This window comes from Ktedonobacter sp. SOSP1-52, from assembly GCF_016587395.1.
This window is the reverse complement of the sequence record NZ_BNJH01000001.1, coordinates 1,628,875-1,646,617: the sequence shown is the minus strand read 5'-3', so window position 1 is coordinate 1,646,617 and position 17,743 is coordinate 1,628,875. Positions and strand designations below refer to the sequence as shown.

Annotated in this window: 11 protein-coding genes and 1 pseudogene; 6 read left to right on the top strand and 6 right to left on the bottom strand. The window is 52.2% G+C overall.

Annotated features, from left to right (window positions below):
* Window positions 1-79: 79 nt before the first annotated feature.
* On the top strand, window positions 80-1,105 hold the full coding sequence (locus tag JMJ16_RS07545) for an NADP-dependent oxidoreductase (protein ID WP_201379870.1): 1,026 nt from the start codon (window positions 80-82) through the stop codon (window positions 1,103-1,105).
* 262 nt (window positions 1,106-1,367) lie between these two features.
* Window positions 1,368-1,690 (top strand): annotated as a pseudogene (locus JMJ16_RS07540) (transposase); the annotation flags it as partial.
* A 140-nt stretch (window positions 1,691-1,830) separates the two neighbouring features.
* Here the strand turns inward: JMJ16_RS07540 and JMJ16_RS07535 are convergent.
* The 6 genes from JMJ16_RS07535 to JMJ16_RS07510 form a co-directional block, all read right to left on the bottom strand.
* Complete coding sequence (locus tag JMJ16_RS07535; protein ID WP_201379866.1) at window positions 1,831-2,952, bottom strand: ABC transporter permease; 1,122 nt, start codon at window positions 2,950-2,952, stop codon at window positions 1,831-1,833.
* A gap of 23 nt (window positions 2,953-2,975) precedes the next feature.
* Complete coding sequence (locus tag JMJ16_RS07530) at window positions 2,976-3,935, bottom strand: ABC transporter permease (RefSeq protein ID WP_201372965.1); 960 nt, start codon at window positions 3,933-3,935, stop codon at window positions 2,976-2,978.
* A 249-nt stretch (window positions 3,936-4,184) separates the two neighbouring features.
* Complete coding sequence (locus JMJ16_RS07525; protein ID WP_236601252.1) at window positions 4,185-5,882, bottom strand: ABC transporter substrate-binding protein; 1,698 nt, start codon at window positions 5,880-5,882, stop codon at window positions 4,185-4,187.
* A 597-nt stretch (window positions 5,883-6,479) separates the two neighbouring features.
* Window positions 6,480-7,691 carry a sialate O-acetylesterase gene (locus JMJ16_RS07520; RefSeq protein WP_201379864.1) on the bottom strand — a complete coding sequence of 404 codons (1,212 nt, stop codon included), beginning with the start codon at window positions 7,689-7,691 and terminating at the stop codon, window positions 6,480-6,482.
* Between the two features lie 162 nt (window positions 7,692-7,853).
* Window positions 7,854-10,268 (bottom strand): glycoside hydrolase N-terminal domain-containing protein, encoded by a 2,415-nt coding sequence (locus JMJ16_RS07515; protein ID WP_201379862.1) that lies wholly within the window; start codon window positions 10,266-10,268, stop codon window positions 7,854-7,856.
* Between the two features lie 99 nt (window positions 10,269-10,367).
* Window positions 10,368-12,572 (bottom strand): carbohydrate-binding protein, encoded by a 2,205-nt coding sequence (locus JMJ16_RS07510; RefSeq protein ID WP_201379860.1) that lies wholly within the window; start codon window positions 12,570-12,572, stop codon window positions 10,368-10,370.
* A 303-nt stretch (window positions 12,573-12,875) separates the two neighbouring features.
* On the opposite strand from JMJ16_RS07510, the gene JMJ16_RS07505 reads away from it, so the two are divergent.
* The 4 genes from JMJ16_RS07505 to JMJ16_RS07490 all read left to right on the top strand — a co-directional run bounded on the left by JMJ16_RS07505 (window position 12,876) and on the right by JMJ16_RS07490 (window position 17,661).
* A complete protein-coding gene (locus JMJ16_RS07505; protein WP_201379858.1) occupies window positions 12,876-14,117 on the top strand; it encodes an ROK family protein in 1,242 nt (413 codons plus the stop codon).
* A gap of 245 nt (window positions 14,118-14,362) precedes the next feature.
* On the top strand, window positions 14,363-15,637 hold the full coding sequence (locus JMJ16_RS07500; protein ID WP_201379856.1) for an ABC transporter substrate-binding protein: 1,275 nt from the start codon (window positions 14,363-14,365) through the stop codon (window positions 15,635-15,637).
* A 139-nt stretch (window positions 15,638-15,776) separates the two neighbouring features.
* A complete protein-coding gene (locus tag JMJ16_RS07495) occupies window positions 15,777-16,763 on the top strand; it encodes a carbohydrate ABC transporter permease (protein WP_201379854.1) in 987 nt (328 codons plus the stop codon).
* Window positions 16,764-16,779: 16 nt separating this feature from the next.
* A complete protein-coding gene (locus JMJ16_RS07490) occupies window positions 16,780-17,661 on the top strand; it encodes a carbohydrate ABC transporter permease (RefSeq protein ID WP_201379853.1) in 882 nt (293 codons plus the stop codon).
* The last annotated feature ends 82 nt before the right edge of the window (window positions 17,662-17,743 follow it).

Below are 17,743 nucleotides of genomic sequence, written 5' to 3'. Positions count from 1 at the left end.
GTGTTGAGTTCCGACGCGACATGCCTGCAGGTCAGCAGCATTCGCCGAGAGCGGAGGAGCGCGTGTAGAAGGATGCATTATGCAAAAAGATAAGGAACAGGAAGGAAATATGCAGACTGAAACTCCCCAAACCATGAAAGCCATCCAAATTCATACCTATGGAGGTCCTGAGGTCTTAGTGTATGAGGAGGTTCCACGTCCTCGAGTTGCACCAGGCGAGGTGCTGATTCGCGTCTGTGCCGCGGGCGTCTACCCAGGTGATTGGTACAGACGTTCGGGATATACCAATTTTCCAGAGGCGGACAGGCCCCCGATGAGCGTCTCTCTCCCTTTTATCCCTGGCTCCCAGGTTTCGGGCATCGTCGAGACGATCGGATCAGGAGTCAGCGCCTTTCACGAAGGCGATGCCGTCTATGGCTTGCTCCGCTTTCCCGGAGAAGTCCCCGCAGAATGCTATGCGGAATATGTGACAGCTCCTGCATTCGACCTGGCCCTCAAACCGGCGAGCATCGATCACCTCCATGCGGCAGCGGTCCCGATGGCAGGGCTGACGGCCTGGCAGGGAATTGTTGAGCATACGAATCTGAGTGCAGGACAGACCGTGCTCGTCAACGGCGCGGCTGGAGGAGTCGGCCACTTTGCGGTGCAATTGGCTAAAGCCAGAGGGGCACGGGTCATCGGTGTAGCATCGAAGCGCCATGAAACGTTTCTCCGCGAATTGGGCGTTGATGTGTTCATCGACTACGCGACCACTCCCGTAGAACAGGAGGTCCGCGACGTTGATCTGGTCATCGATACCGTTGGTACAATGGAATACAATTCGCTGCTCTTGACGCTCAAGCACGGTGGCAGGCTGGTATGGATTGGTCTGCGCCCTCTGAAAAACGGGATGGGAACGGAATACGCGGAGGCTGGCGTCACCATTGAGAAGATTCAAGTCCGTTCCAACGGGGCGCATCTGGCCGAAATCGGCGAACTGATCAACGCCGGGCGTGTGCGCGTTACTATCGATGCGGTTGTGCCTCTGGCGGAAGCACGCAAAGCACATGAGCGCGGTGAAGCAGGCCATCTACGCGGGGTCATCGTCCTGCACGCCGCAGAATGAGGTCGTGACTCGAAATGCTCGCCTCATACGGCATGGCGGTCTTGACTGGTAATGGCAACCTGCCACAGGCGGCCTTTTGCACCTCGATCAGAGATGGGAGGTGCAAAAGGCTGCCCAATTGAGAGGGTCTGTCGTACCTGGACAGGAAACGGCGCAAGACAGAGAAGCGTGTTCTCTGCTTGTTTTTGTCCGCAGACCGCGAGAGGCGGAAGCACAGGCATGGTGAGACGAAGCGAAACGCGACGAGAAAGGCAAAAGACAGATGCAACCATCGTTCTGGCAACCCCCGTGGAACTTTCTGAACAAGAGGAACAGCTTGTCAAGCGGATTCGGAGAGCCAAGTTGTTTGTGTTTCTTCGCCACCATCGGCACGAACTGCCGGATGAGGCGTTCCAACAGGAATTAGCGGGCTTGTACCGGGCGAGTAAACGAGGTCAGCCCCCCGTTGCTCCAGCACGACTGGCACTGGCAACCATTGTGCAAGCGTACACAGGTGTTTCTGATGACGAGGTCATTGAGGCGACGCTCATGGATCGGAGATGGCAGTTAGTCCTCGATTGTCTGGACACCGATCAAGCTCCTTTTAGCAATCGAGTTACGAGAGCGTCAACAAACTCCGCAAGGACGAGCTCAACTGCGTGAACGAGTCACAGTTGAGCATACGCTTGCTCATGAATGAGTCAAATTACAAAATTATAGTTTTGCTAGAGATGAAAAGAGGACGTTTAATCTTTTGTGCGCGGATCGAAAGCATCACGCAGTCCGTCCCCCAGAAATGAGAAGGCCAGCACAATAGCTGCCAGTACTCCCGAAGGGAGCAAGGCTTCCCAGGGGTGCGTACTCAACAGGGTCGCGCCATCTGAGATCATCAGACCAATGCTCGCACCGGGGGGCTGAACCCCTAACCCCAGCAGGCTAATACCAGCTTCACTAATAATGGTATTGGATATATTCAAGGTCGAGACGATAATAACCACACTGAGCAGGTTGGGAATGATATGTCGCACGATAATGCTAAAGTCACTCGAACCCGCTGTTTTGGCTGCCTCAATAAACTGCTGTTGCTTGATCTGCATGGTTTGCCCACGTACATAGCGCGCCATAAGGGGCCAGGAGGTGAGGGCCAGCGCCATCGAAACCAGGATCAAACGCGCGTTACCGTTTGGTCCCAGGATAGGGACGCGAGACAACGCTACGTCGGCCTGCGTCCCAAAAATGCCAGTCAGCAGGATGACGAAGAGGAGGCCGGGAAAGGCAAATATCAGGTCGGCAAAGCGGGCCAGGAGAAAATCAGTCCAGCCCCCATAGTAACCAGCAAGGACGCCCACAATGAGGCCCAGTAGCACATTGACGACCTCGACCAGCACGGCGACAAGGATTGATATCAACAAACCTTGCAAGATCCGGGCAAAGAGATCCTGCCCGATACGATCAGTTCCCAGCCAGTACTGCGCCGATGGTCCTTCATCGAGGCGATTAAGCTCCTGGTGCGAGAAGCTATGATAGACCGTGGAAGGAACTCTCCCGTTAATAGGGCTGTTGTAGTCGCCACCAACGTGCTGATAGATAAAAGGCCCTACGATGGCAAGCAGCACGAAGAAGACGATGATCCCCAGGCAGATCATGGCTCGTCTATCGCGGCGTAAGTGCCTGAGTGAATCCTGTAGAGGTGTAGGGGGCTTCTGAAGCGGTGATAACGTTGTCTTCTCTGGCGTACCGTCACCTCCAATCTCCAGCAGATCGACAGGAGGCGGAGTCACAGCTTCAACAGATGGCGTTTCTTCCAGGTGTTGTGCGACCTGTTCTTCACGCTCCTCGCTGGCTTCCATATTATCCCTGGTATCCATGTCCATAACTTTACCTCGCGCTTCTATTCCGCTCTGATACGTGGATCGACGACCGTGTAGAGGATGTCTGAGATCAGATTGCCAAGGACCACACTACACGCCAGCATAACCGTTGTCGCCTGGAGAACCGGGTAATCCAGCGAATCAATCGCCTCCAGGGTTAGATTCGCGATGCCAGGAAGGTTAAAGATTTTTTCGGTAAAGAAGGCACCGGTTACCAGGAACCCAATCGAGACGCCAATCACTGTCACCAGTGGTATTAACGCATTGCGAAAAGCGTGGCGATAGACAATGGCATTTTCCAGCAGTCCTTTGGCGCGAGCCGTACGGATGTAGTCCTGGCGTAACACCTCAAGCATGCTGGTACGAGCGAGACGCGCATAGTAGGCCATACCTGCCGCCGTATAGACCAGAATAGGGGCGAGCTTATACTGGATATCCTGCCAGGTGTATTGCCATGGCGTTCCCCATTGCGTAACGGGCCAGCGCAAACCAGTCTGCTTGTCCATCCAGATGATGAGCAATTGGAAGAGCACACCAAAGATAAACACTGGTATGGCGTACAGGACCAGCGCCAGGCCCATATTGAACGTATCTACCCAGGTGTTTGCTCGCAGCGCGGAGGCCACGCCGAGGGGAATGCCAAGCAGTAATTGCAGAAAGAGACCCCATAAGCCTAACTCAAGAGAAACTGGTATGCCATCTTTGAGAATATCCCAAACGGGACGATTGATGCTCCGAAATGACAGCCCAAAATCAAGCCTGATCAGGTGTCCCATATAGTTGAGATACTGCTGATATAAGGGAAGGTCCAGGCCATACTGATGTTTGAGCTGGGCCTCCAGTACCGCGTTCGGGTGGTCGCCAAGCAGGACGCGAATGGGGTCTCCGGGCGCGAAATGACCCATAAAGAAGGTGATAAGTGTGACCCCAACAACGACAAATAGCAGGCCAATGAGCCGTTTTAGCAGAAAGCGAATCATAAAACACTCCTGATAGTTCTTCAGGGTCTGTTCGTACGCTGTGCCATGGGCACTCCCCGGCGCTCGCGTGGAGGACGGCAGAGTAGTCGTGTGCGTAAAAAGCGCATAGGTCGCGGTTGCCATTCGCAGATAGCCTAAGGAATGTGTTTCTGCAAACAGCAACCGCCTGGTGATGCATCCTATGGGTTGGACCTTTCCATGGAAAGGTCCAACCCATAGAAACGCGAATGGTACCGGACCTGGTAAACGTTACTGGGTGATGTAGATTTTGCTCCAGTCATCTGGCGGAATCAATTGCTGCGAATTGAGCGAAAGATTCTGCACATTTGTCCTGACCAGATACTGGACCTTCTCCTGCCAGAGAGGAAGCCAGGCAACATCGTTTATTGCCTGCTGTTCGGCCTCGTTGTACAGTTGCATACGCTTGGTAACATCCTGCTCCTGATCAGCCTGCTCCAGCTTCTTCTGCGCTTCTAATTGAGCGCTAGTATCTTGCACCTTATTCTGACCATAGTTGGACTGGTTGTAGTCCTGCCCCTTGTCGAAGAAGAGCGTCAGCCAGTCCTGAGGATCGGGATAGTCAGCGTTCCAACCAGCCTGCCACATTTGAAGTGAACCGTTGTTCTTGGTGGCGGTCGTCAAATCGAGCAGTTTAGGGCGTGTGACAACGTTGATGTTCACCTTGATACCCAATGTCGTTTGCCACATTTGCGCAATCGCGGTGAGAGCATCCTTAAAGTTCTGGTTGCGTGGGTAGAACGTGAGCGTAATAGGGGGGAGCGCGGAGACACTGGCGTAGCCCGCATCTTTGAGCCCCTCAGCCAGGACTTGCTTTGCTTTATTCGCATCGCCCTGGGTGCCCGTGCCAAGCGGCCCAGTAAGATTCTCGTTATACCCAGGCATGCCCTTGGGAATAACATGGTTTGAAGGCGTAAAGGCGTTCTTCATGGCGCTCTGCACGATCAGGTCTTTGTTAATGGCAAGCGCGAAAGCCTGGCGAATTTTGATATTATCGAAGGGCTTCACCAGGTAATTCATCGCAATATAACGAATGGTCAGGATAGGTGTCTCTTTAAAGCCAGGCGTGCTACGCTCCTGCTCCAGGTTTGTTGACGGAACAGGCGTGAAGTCGAGCTGCTGAGCCTGGAAGGCGCGGTACATTGAGTCCTGGTCCTTATAGAAGATCACTGAGAGTCTCTTCATCTGAGGTTTCGCCCCATAGTACGCGTCATTACGTACCAGTTCGAGACCCTTGTTGTGGGTGTACTTTTCTACCTTCCAGGGGCCAGCACCACCACCTTCTTCAACATGGTCGGTCCACTGTGCGCCATACTTCTCGACCAGTTTCTTGTTGACCACATAGGAGGTTGGATAGGAAAGGGTCTGCAAGAAGTAAGCTGCCGGCTGACTAATCTTAATGACTACTGTTTGAGGATCGGGGGCCAGCAAACTCGTGCCAATCAGGGTCTTCACCTTGCCGCCGCTCAGGTCCTTATAACCCTTGACAAGCTGAAGGTAACCAGAGACACTCGACTTCGTGGCAGGATCGATCGTGCGATTGATGCTATACACGACGTCCTCTGAAGTGAGCTTATCTCCATTGCTAAAGGTCAGATTGGGCTTGAGTTTGAAGGTCCAGGTCAGACCTCCATCGGACTGCTGGTAGCTCTCGGCCAGTTGAGGTTTTACCTGTAGATTGGCGTCCAGGGTGACCAGGCCCGTAAAGACGGCCTGGATAGGGAAGTTGGAGTCAGTATCCTGAACGAGGGCCGGGTCAAAGGTGTTAATATCTGGATCACCTACAACTGGATAACGCAATGATTGCTTATCATCCGAAGCCTTTGTTGAGGAGGGTCCAGAGGAGCCACCACCGCATGCCGCTAACAACATCGTGAGCAGGCATAGACAGGTCATCAGGAACAAGACCGGTTTCTTTCCAGGTTCCAAGCTTTTTTCTCCTTGAAAAATAAAAACGCCTACAATGAACCAAAGCTTTAAAGGATGGACCAGTTCTTTGATTCGAGAGAAGCCTATCTATATTTTTATTCACGTTACTACGGCGGAAATGAACAAAAATATAGTTAAAGCAAGGAAGAAACAAGTAACCATATAAGATTACGCTTTGAATTATTCAAATCTCACAACATAAAAGGAGTATTTATGTTTGAATTATTGGCTCTACATCCTTTAGGGGGAAAGTAGGGGAAAAATGGTGAGGAGGTAAGCCATCAGCTTGTCCTTCGTTAGATTTGGTATGAACAAAAAACGCCAAATCGCCCAAGGACAAGCGATGCATCAACAGCATACTATAGACCCTTAACTTCTGGCAGAGAGTCTGCCTACCCAAGGGATTCTTGTGTCGCTCGATCTGCCAGAACTCATCATCTTGCAGCAACGCATGCAAACCGATGGAAGCCTTGAGGTGCATGTGAAAGAGACAATGATTGGTGCAGCAGCGTAAAGTCGCTTTCACGGATGACTTCTGGCGACTGATTTCCAGGGCTCAGGAGTGGAAGAAGTTGCTGGGTTTCCCCCTGCGGAGTGTCACAATGGGAGTGGGCCAAAAGCTGGAAGAGCAACATCCGCAGCATCAGTGAGGTTACAGTAGGGATTCAAGCCCCAACCATACCATAAAAACGTATCAGGTGGGAGAGGATGGTCGATAAGATGTAAAACAGCGGCATTCTCGTCCAAGGACACCTTATGCACGAGGGGTAATTCTCTCTCGTTACGATCACGCAAAGAAAAACCTGATGGACGACCACTCGCATGGAGGCCACCACGAACATGGCGATATGAGACCCGGATACGAGATTGTTCAGCCTCAAACGTCGCTCCTATCAATTGAGGTGATGGCAGGCCGTCAGCCACATCCGCCAGGCGGCGTCCAAGCCGTTTCAGTCCTTGAGTACCTATATGGATCGAATCATCCAACTCAAGATCAATCGCCGAAACCATCGCGGTGTGGGACAGGAGGGGAGGCCATGTGCGCTGCGCTTCCCGGATGCCATTCCAATTTTTGGCATCCGCGTCATATGACACAGTACAGCCGATCTGCACGTAGTAAAATGGCAGATCAGGCTGTTGAAGATCACGACGTAGAGCCTTCAACAGAGCATGCATACGGCGGTGATAGCGTTCAATATTTTCTAAGGAGGACGTCTCGCTCTCGCCCTGGTACCAGAGCACACCAGCCACGTTGCCACCAGCATCCTCAATTCGCTTGAGCAATGCACCATAGAGCGATGCGTCCCCCTGCTCGCGTAACTCCGGGTCCCACTGTTCCAGAGTAGTTCCACCATGAGCGGCAGGGATCAGTCCAATCGGCACCCCTGTCCGGATATAGCGCTCTTTCGCGAAGGCTAAGCCCAGGCCCGCTCCTGTTGTGCGCATAGGATCATGCGAAGGCAAGGGATGAGGCGCAGCCTCAGCGCCCATCAGCTTATGATGAATAATGCGTGGCGACTCGTTCGGCCAGTGGAGCGGTTCTTCGGCTACCGCCCATTCCTCGCGTGATTGTAACGAATGCACAAATGGCGAAGGTTTTTCAACATCAATTAAATTCCCAACCCCTTCCATATTACTCTGTCCCGCGAGCACCCATAGATCCCCTACCAGGATATTCTGCGCATTTCCTACGGCGTAAGGGCCCCCAACGGGTAATACAATCACCTGTCCATCTTCTTGATCTACACGCGCTTTATTATCGCCATCACGTTGGAATACCTGATAGCTCTGAATTTTTGTATTTGTCATATTGTCACCATAGCCTCATCAATATGCTCTAGTACTTTGTCAATCTTCATTGGAAAGGTTTCAAGCCGCCTACGGCGGGAGGGGATTGAGACGCAGAGGGGCTGACGCCCCTCTGCACTCCCCACCTTTCCAATCAATGTTGACACAGCACTAGTACACACTTTAGCGAAAGCTCACTGTATAGCTCTTTCCATGTTGCACCACAAGGACGATGCGACCACGCTCGCTGCTCCATGAAACCTGTTGGCCGTTCTGATCTTTTATGGCTACTGGTTGCTGATCTTGAGGAAGGCGTAGCAGGAAACGTCCATCTTGTTCTGCGCGCAGGATGACGGATACGGCATGCCCATTATTCCACTCCACATCGACTTCAAGACCGCCCCGAGCACGCAAGCCACGTACATATCCATCGTTCCACGTATGCGGAAGGGCGGGCAAAATCGCCAGTTCGCCAGCATGGCTCTGCACCAGCATCTCGGCAATTGCAGCGGTCGCTCCGAAGTTGCCGTCAATCTGGAAGATCACGGGGGGGTGCAGATCAAAGAGATTTGGAGCAAGCGAATCTTTGAGCAACTGGATTGCATGCTCATGAGCCACATTACCTTCACCCAACCGCGCCCAGAATGCGACTACCCAGGCTCGACTCCAACCAGTGGCCCCTCCTCCGTGTTCGAGTCTGCGCTCTAGTGACTTGCGTGCTGCCTGGAAGAGCTCTGGCGTCTTTTCAAAGGTAATTTGCTCACCAGGATAGAGGCCATACAGGTGGGAGAGATGACGATGACCAGGCTCCACTTCAGCAAAATCCTCGTTCCACTCTTGCACTTGCCCATATCTGCCAATCCCTGGCTGCGGCAAACGGACAAGTGCTTGTGCCAGTTCATGCGCAAATCCTTGATCAATGTCTAATACCTGGCTTGCTGCAATACAGTGTGTAAAAAGATCGTGAATGATGGCGAGATCCATGGTTGAACCAGCGCTGACAGCAGACTGCTCTCCACTGGCAGTAATAAAGAGGTTTTCTGGGGAAGTCGAAGGACAGGTTGTCAAGTGCCCTTGCTTGTCTTCTACCAGGAAATCGAGCAGAAACTGGGCGGCTTTCTTCATAATCGGATAGGCGCGTTGGGAGAGAAACGAGCGATCGCCCGAAAAGGCATAATGCTCCCAGAGATGCTGGCAAAGCCACGCTCCTCCCATGTTCCAGTTTGCCCACTGCGGATCACCGCTACAGTTGCCAACTGGGGCGGTATTTCGCCACAGGTCCATATTGTGGTGAGCGACCCAGCCACGGCAACCATAATAAACCTGCGCGGTTCGTTCCCCACTCACGCTGGCCTCTTCCACTAGGTCGAACAAGGGGGAATGACATTCCGCCAGATTGCAGGTTTCAGCAGGCCAGTAATTCATCTGAGCATTAATATTTATGGTCCAGTTACTACTCCAGGCAGGTCGTACTTGATCATTCCAGATTCCCTGTAAATTCGCGGGCTGAGTTCCCAGACGTGAACTGGCTATAAGCAAATAGCGACCATACTGAAAAAAGAGAGCCAGCAGCGCATCATCCCTGGCCCCCTTTTGCACCGCGGCTAAACGCTCATCAGTAGGGAGTTTTTCCCCTTCACTACTGCCCAGATCCAAAGTAACGCGTTGGAACAAATATTGATAATCACTGATGTGCGCCGCACGCAGAGCTTCATACCCTTTGCTCATGCCCGCGGCGAGCCTGGTTGCACACAGTTGCTCCAGGTCATGCGCAGGAAGGTCTGGACGAGAGGCGAAACCACGGTAACTGGTAGCCGCAGAAAGGAGTAAGGTCACCGTATGCGCGTTTTCCACCCGCAGTGTGCCGTCTACATCCGCAGAGATCTGCCCTCCCTCAACAATGGCCTGAAGCTGTGTCTCAAAGCGCATACCCTGGCCGTCTTCGCCGTGGTCATAAATAACAGGATCATTTGTAGAAACATAGCTTGGATCAACGTGCCTGGGGCAACGGCCCGTCATCCTGATCGTATTGGAGCCAGCAGGCGCGCAGGTAAACGGATGTATGCTCTCTAAGTTGACTGTGAAGGAAAGAGCATGAGGGGTATCGCTAGTCAGATGTATCGCCAGCAGGTCATCCACAGCCGAAGAGAACACCTCTCGCGAGAAGAGGATATCACCTGCTTTATACTGTACTGTTGCCAATGCAGTGTTCAGATCCAATGCACGCTGATATGCCTGGACCTCGCCCTGTTGCGCAAACTTCAGACGCAAATAGCCAAGCGGCTGATACGATTCATTATAAGGACCTTGCATACGGCGCGCAACCTTCTGAGCAGCCGCATAGTCACGCTCTTCCAGAATCAAGCGCCTGAGTTCAGGCAGATGAGTAACTGCGTCAGGGTTGTCCGTATCATATGGCTCGCCTGACCAGAGCGTATCCTCGTTAAGTTGAAACACCTCCTCTCTGATGCCACCATGAATCATTGCTCCCAGGTGTCCATTACCCACCGGGAGTGCCTCTAGCCATTGTGTGGCCGGTTGGCGATACCATAATTTTAGCGGAGATTTGACTTGTGGAACACGCGCTGCCTGGTGCATGCGTATCGACTCCTTTCAATTGGCAACCTGGACAAGGGATGAAGGGTTGCCTGGCGAGCCGATCAGCTCGCCAGGCAACCCATTTCTCATCAGAAAACATTATACCTCAATACGGTCGATATCAGCCCCATACATCGAGGCAGTGGTTGCGAAGAGGATCGTATTTGTTCCTGCCCGCAAGTCAAGCTGAATCACCATTGAGTGTACAACATTCCAGTTGTTATCGTTGGTGCCATTGGTGTACATGGTGAGCACCGGGCCGCCATTCGCGCTCACATTTAACGAGCGACCGGAGGAACCGTCAACATAATAGACCGTGACGTTATAGGTGCCCGCGTTGGCCACAGTAATGGTGTTGAATTGCAGGGAGCTACCCAGCAACAGATTGCCGACCTTCTGACCACCAGAACAGTCCGAGCAACTGGCCACTGATGCTCCTCCACTCAAGGTATTACTGGAGGCTTCCGCCTCATAAGAGGTCGTTTTCACGATGGGGGCAACCACGATACGGTCCACATCGGGAGCATAACCTGTTGGATTATCAAACTTGATGGTATTGTTGCCAGCCTGGAGTTGCACCCGGATCTGCATCGATTGGACGTTCCCCCAGTTGCTATCGCCATGGAAGGTCATCAAGACACTTGAGCTACCGTTGAAGCTGAGATAGGCAGATCGGCAACAACCATCTCCGTCAATGTAATAAATCGTCAGGTTGTAGAGACCAGCGCTGGTTGCAGTCACATTATTAAACTGGACGAAGCCACCACCACCCAGATAGCCAACCTTCTGACCACCAGAACAGGTCGAGCAACCACTTACAACCGCGCCCCCGCCGATGGTATTCGCTGGCGCTTCCGCTTCATAGGAGACGGCATTACCCGTGGGAGGAGGAGCCGGACTGGTGGAATCTGGCTGGACAGTGAGGAGCAGTGAACCATGAGCGGGTAGTGCCGCGCTGAAGCTATTTCCAAACTGGCCCAGCTGCTTGTGAGCCCAGACGTTGCGTACATGGGCTTTCCCTACAAAGCCCAGATCGCTCCAGTTCGCTGTGACCGACTGGGGTGTGTTATCGAGATTAAAGAGCGCGACCGTATAACTGCCATCGGCGTTTTTAGCATACCAGACCTGCTGGTTGCTAGATTGTGAAACCGGCCTGGCTGGACGGCCAGCCTGATCGATGGCGATGGCCTCCTCGTTGGTGAGCAAGGAAAGGCCGTAGCTATCCAGCTTGGTCAGGTCATCCCCAGTGTAGAGCGGAGCCGCCTCGATGGCCCAGAGGGTCTCATAAGTCTGGCGCTCGTCGTTTGTCAAGCCATCCATGCTCCCAACGCCTACATCGAGCGAATCCAGGTTGTTCCAACCACCCGGTTTGGCGTCGGTGATCCAGGGTACCACATCAGTGAAGCGCTGTTTGACCGAGTTATCCCAGGTAACCAGCGTATTGCAGTAACACTCGACATCGGTATCAATGCGCCAGCCATTGGAATTCTGCTGCCAGGTGTTGACAAAATCGTGATCCAGCGACCAGGAGAGGACAAACTGGATCGGTCTCCCTGTCTGAAACAGCGCCTGTGACCAGGCTTGAACATCTGAACGATTGTCCGCAGAACTGGCACCATTATTGAACGAACCTGGTGTGACCCCATCCAGCTTCATAAAATCGACGCCCCAGCTCGCGAATTGATTGGCAATTGAATTGATATAGGCCTGGGCACAGGGTTTGCTATAATCGATGGCATAGGCTCCCTGCCAACCATTGGTCTTTGTCAGCGGTTGGACAGCAATGTCCTGTGTGTGACAGCTCGTGCCATAGATGGGATAGTTGTTGTTGTAAGCAGCAAAATCCAGGCCCGCACCATAATAGATCCCAAGTTTGAGCCCATAGTGATGGACATAGTCAGCAACAGCCGCGATGCCATCGGGAAAACGACCTGGGAAGGGGGCCGGGCGTCCGAAGGAATCGAAGGTAGGATTCCAGCTATAATCCATCCACCAACCAGCATCAATGTTGATATACTGATATCCACTCCCCTGCAGCTTTTGATGGAGAGCATCGGCCTGGGTTTTGACATTCGCTTCGGTTAGCCAACTCGTCCCATATCCACTGGCATTAGTGGATTCCAGGCTCCAACTACTCCAGCCCATGTACGGCGTCTGGGCCAAACCATTGGTGACATTGGTTGCAGCATGGGCAACAGGCGTCCTTCCCTGATGCCAGGCTGCCATGGTCAGCAGACTACCAGATAAGAGCAAAATGGTGAGGGCAAAGAGAAGTCGGGGCATCATTCTCTGACGTTGAGACATAAAAAATACCTCCTTGTAGCGGCCAATGACAAGAGTCTCGTGCTCTTCCCATATAAGCACGGTGACCGGTTAGTTTAATCAATGATTAAACTAAGTATACTGATAAGCATACTGAGAAAGGGTCCCCTTGTCAAGAAGAAGCCCTTTCTACTCCTATGGTCGCTTTTATTCTGGGATATTTCAGGACAGAGAAGGCAGGCAGTTATTGCAATCCAGAGGATTGAGGGCTTGACACTAGCTTTTTTCGCGGGTATACTCTGCCTAACTTCAATCACTAAAGGAAGTTTTCGGGGTAGAAAAACGATGCAGGGGAAAGCAGTGCCGGCGGATCGCAGGTTGATCCGCGCCATTAATCAGAATAACTTGCTGAATTTGATTCGGCTGAATGCGCCGATCTCGCGCCCCCAGCTGGCTGAACTTTCGGGTCTGAGCCTGGCTACGGTGATCGGTTTGACTGGCGATCTTATCGGACGACATTTTGTGGTGGAGAGTGGCCCGGCGGAATCGACAGGAGGACGCAAGGCGACATTGCTGGACCTGCACCCCGAAGGAGGGTTTGCTCTTGGTCTGATGGTACGGGGCTTTGAATGTATCGGAGTGGTTGTTAACTTACGCGGCGATGTGATTTTTTCGCTCCATTGGGATACTGTGCTCAGACATCAAGGTGCCCAGGCTCTAGAACACATCGTCAGGATGACGAACGATCTGCTGGCCCAATCGGGGGTCGAGAAAGACCTGGTCATCGGGCTTGGCTGCGCGCTCTCCGGCTATATCGACGCGCAAAATGGCATCTGCGTCGATTCCTGGAATCTGGACTGGCACTCTATTGAGCTAGCCGAACCACTTAGTCGGCGTCTGGGGTTTCCTGTGGTAATCGATAACGATGTGAGCTGCATTACGACCTACGAGAGACTCTTTGGCTGGGGGGGTAGCAGCGAGAACTTCTTTACGGTCGTACTGGGGCGCGGCGTGGGCCTGGGCCTGGTGCTCAACGGCGAGGTCTATCACGGCTCGACGGGAGGGGCCGGCGAGTTTGGGCATATGGTAGCGGTTCCCGGTGGCAGGCGTTGCGAATGTGGCAAACGTGGCTGTCTAGAGGAGTATATCTCCTTTCGTGGCATCATCGCCAATTATCTCGAGCGCAACTATTCACAAACACTTCCATTCAATATGCCTCTCGACAGCTCCTCAGATCGGGCCGTGCGCTCCGAGGAGCGCGTGATCCATACATTACTTGAACTAGCTTTAAATGGCGACGAACTGGCCGCGCAGGCTTTTCAGCATAGCGGTGAACTGATGGGCATTGCCCTGGCCAACCTGGTAAATGTCCTGAACCCCGAGAGTATCGTTCTCACGGGCGAGGGCGTTTTTGTCGAGCCAGCCATGTTCCAATCAATGGAAGCCGTACTACGACAGAATCTCTTCTCCCAGTTAGGAAAGAATCTGCGCCTGCTGGTTGAGCCGCTGGTTGGCTACGAAAGCTGGGCGCGTGGGGCTGCGGCTCTGGTTCTCCATCGCTTTTTCGTCTTGCCCGCTCACCCCTGAATTCTCAACAGAAAGGAGTTGGGGTTTTCGTTATTTGTTTGCCAATGTCTCGCGTGTGTCCCGGCGTTTGGGAGCGCATGGATGCCCTCAACAAGACGCTAATTCGATCGTTTGACGGTATGACTGCCCAACATTACTACAGAGTTGTGGTAACCGGCAGATCTAGCTGTCAGGGCTTTTACTGGCAAGGGCCATTTACATTGTTAGGTTTATTTGCGATGATGCAGAAAGGTTGAAGATTCTTCATGGACACTCAAACGATTCTCGACAAAATCAACCGTCGGCGTTTTTTACAGGCCACCGGCGCAGCGGTGGCGAGTGCCGCTTTTCTAGCTGCCTGTGGTAATACCACGCCGGGTAGTACCGGTGGTAATGGCCAGTTGGTGTTACAGCAGTGGTATCACCAGTATGGTGAAGCGGGCACCGAGGAGGCCGCCAAGCGTTACGCAAAGGAGTACACGAAAACCTCCATCAACCTTGTCTGGAAACCTGGCGATTATTTCACTCCCCTCAATGCGGCCTTATTGAGTGGAAATCCTCCTGATACCTTTGAAGGGTGGCTGAAGGCAGATCAGGTAAATGCAGGATTGATTGAGCCACTGGATGATCTTATTGCTCCTGTGAAAGATGACTTTTCCGCTTCCAGCCTTATACCCTACACATACAACGGAAAAGTTTATGCCATTCCGATGATTGTAGATACTGGTTTGCTCTACTACCGCAAAAGTATACTTGTAAAGGCTGGAGTCAATCCACCTGAGACTATGGATGAGTTGATCGATGCAGCGAACAAGCTGACAACTGGCAATCAGAAGGGCCTCTTCATTGGTAACGATGGTGGCATTGGTGCATTGCAACAGATCGCTCCCTGGTCTGCTGGTAGCGACTTTCTGACGGCGGATAATAAGATCGTGTTCAATAATGATCGGACTGTATTGGCTTATAAAAAGGTGCGCGAGCTCTATCAGTCGAAGAGTCTGCTGCTGGGTTATACCACTGACTGGGCGGACCCTGGCGCTTTCATTAGTGGAGCGACTGCTATGCAGTGGGGTGGCTTATGGTCAATGCCAGCTATTATCAAAGCTCTTGGTGATGACTTTGGAGTCGTACCCTGGCCAAAACTTGATGCACAGGGGATACCAGCAACATTTTCTGGTGGTTGGGGTGCTATGGTTGCAGCCAAAGGGAAGCATGTGCAGGAGGCCAAAGCGTTTACAAAATCGCTCTGGATTGATAATACGAAAGATCAGCAGGATTGGAGTCTGAATTACGGCTTCCATCTTCCACCGCGGAAGAGCGCCGCGGCCAGCGCAACCAAGTTGCAAAGCGGGCCAGCCGCAGATGCTGTAAGTATCCTCAACCAATATGGTAAGCCCAATCCTCCCGCCTGGGATACGACCATGGGTACAGCACTTACAGATGCAGTCACCAATATCGTCAAAAATGGTGCCGATGCCAAAGCTGAGTTGGCTAAAGCAGAAGCAAAGTGCCAGGCCGAGTTACAAAGGATTGTAAAGTAGTTTTATCGGGGAGCATGAACAAACCTGGCGGAATGTTTCATGCTCCCCTGCAGGCCTATGACCATATCGATACCTGGCAGTGTACTGGACTGAATTTACTGGTTCATACCAACAGGTGCCTTTCAGGAAGGATAGCTGTATGGAGTCCACCAAAGTCATTTCACCTGCTCAACCAGAGGCACCTCTGGACGTGAAACAGAGGGGGAAACGCTCTACGCTACGAAAACGTCTCAAGATTGAGCTCGCCTTCTGGGGTTTTGCGGCCCCTCTCCTAATTGGTCTGGCGGTGTTTGTCTATATCCCTATTCTCTGGAGCATCTTCCTCAGTTTCTTCGATGCCCGCAGCACTATAGCACCGACACAATTTGTTGGCCTGGCCAATTATGCCAGCATGCTCAATGATACAGCCTATCAACAAGCTCTGGTCACGATCACGCTCTTCGCGCTTTTCATTATACCGACCACTTTTGCGCTTTCGCTTGGACTTGCGCTCCTGGTCAACGGTATTCGTTTTGCCCAGCCATTCTTCCGTTCCGTGTTCTTTCTTCCAACAGCCTGTTCTTATGTCGTGGCCTCGCTCATCTGGAAGCTCGATATCTTCAATGGTCTCCCTACGGGGTTTGCCAACACCATTTTGACCTCCTTGCATATGGATCCTATTAACACCTGGATTTCCAGCCCAAATCCCCCGTACTACTGGATTGTACTGGTCTCGCTCCGTCTCTGGATACAGGTTGGCGTCTATATGTTGCTTTTTATTGCAGGGTTGCAAACCATCCCGCAAGAACTGTATGAAGCTGCGACGGTCGATGGTGCCAGGCGTGGTTGGACTACTTTCCGCTATATAACCTTTCCTTTGCTACGCAATACCTCGGTTGCCATTCTGATTCTGAACTTGATCGCAGCCTATCAAGCGTTCGATGAGTTCTATAACATTATGGGGAGTACGGCGTCCAGTGGCAATGCGTCTCTGGGACGACCGCCGCTCCTCTATATCTTCCAGGTCGCTCTAGGTTCGCAAGATTATGGTCGTGGGAGCGCAGGCGCAATCATTCTCGCAGTCATTATTATTGTGTTTACTGTTGTGCAGGCAAAAGTGTTTGGCTTTGGCAAAGTACAGTCGTGAAGAAAGGGAATAGCTTATGTCGTTAACTATTTCGAGGCAAAAAGCCGATAAGCGTTCCGTCAGGGCTGCCAGATCAGTAAGATCTATTGTGAGCGTTGTGCTACGCTATGCGCTGCTCATTTTTCTGGCAGGGCTTTTTCTGGTTCCTTTTTATTTAATTCTACGCAATAGTCTGGCAACCGAGCAGGATATTCGCCTTGGTGTCCTCTTTCCCAATGTCCTCCACTTTGAGAATATTCAAGAGCTGTTTAGTGATAGCTCTACGTCGATCCTTGTTGGTTTGCAAAATTCTGCGTTGATGGCTGTCCTGGGTACGGTCGGGCAGGTACTTGTCACGTCGCTGGCGGCTTATGCGATGGCGCGTATTCCTTCTCGCTGGTCCACTGTTGTGTTTGGCGCGGTTCTGGGTACAATGATGATTCCAGGTGCGGTCACTTTTCTGCCAACGTATATTGTCGTTTCATACATTGGTTGGATCGGGACGTTACAGGGCTTGATTATTCCTAGTCTGTTTAGCGGCTTTACGACTTTTCTGTTTCGCCAGTTCTTCTTGAGTTTTCCACGGGAACTTGAGGAAGCAGGGCATGTCGATGGGCTTGGCTATTGGGGCATCTATTGGCGTATCGTTGTTCCGAACTCGATTCCCATTTTCGCTGCTCTCGGTATTACGGGGCTGATTGCCAACTGGAATTCTTTTCTCTGGCCTCTTGTGAATGCGCAGAATGATTCGAATCAAACTGTTCAGGTGGTCATCTCTACGTTCGAGACGTCTCAGACGATTATTCTGCATGAGATATTTATGGCGGCGGCCATCGGCATCCTCCCCCTGGTGCTCCTCTTCCTCTTCTTTCAGCGTTACATCGTCCAGGGCTATACACAAAGCGGCTTGAAAGGGTAACAAAGGTGAGCCTTTCTGCAAGTACCCGTCCTCTTGCAGGGGACGGGTACTTGAGCAGTGCCTCAAAACAGGTGCTAAATCA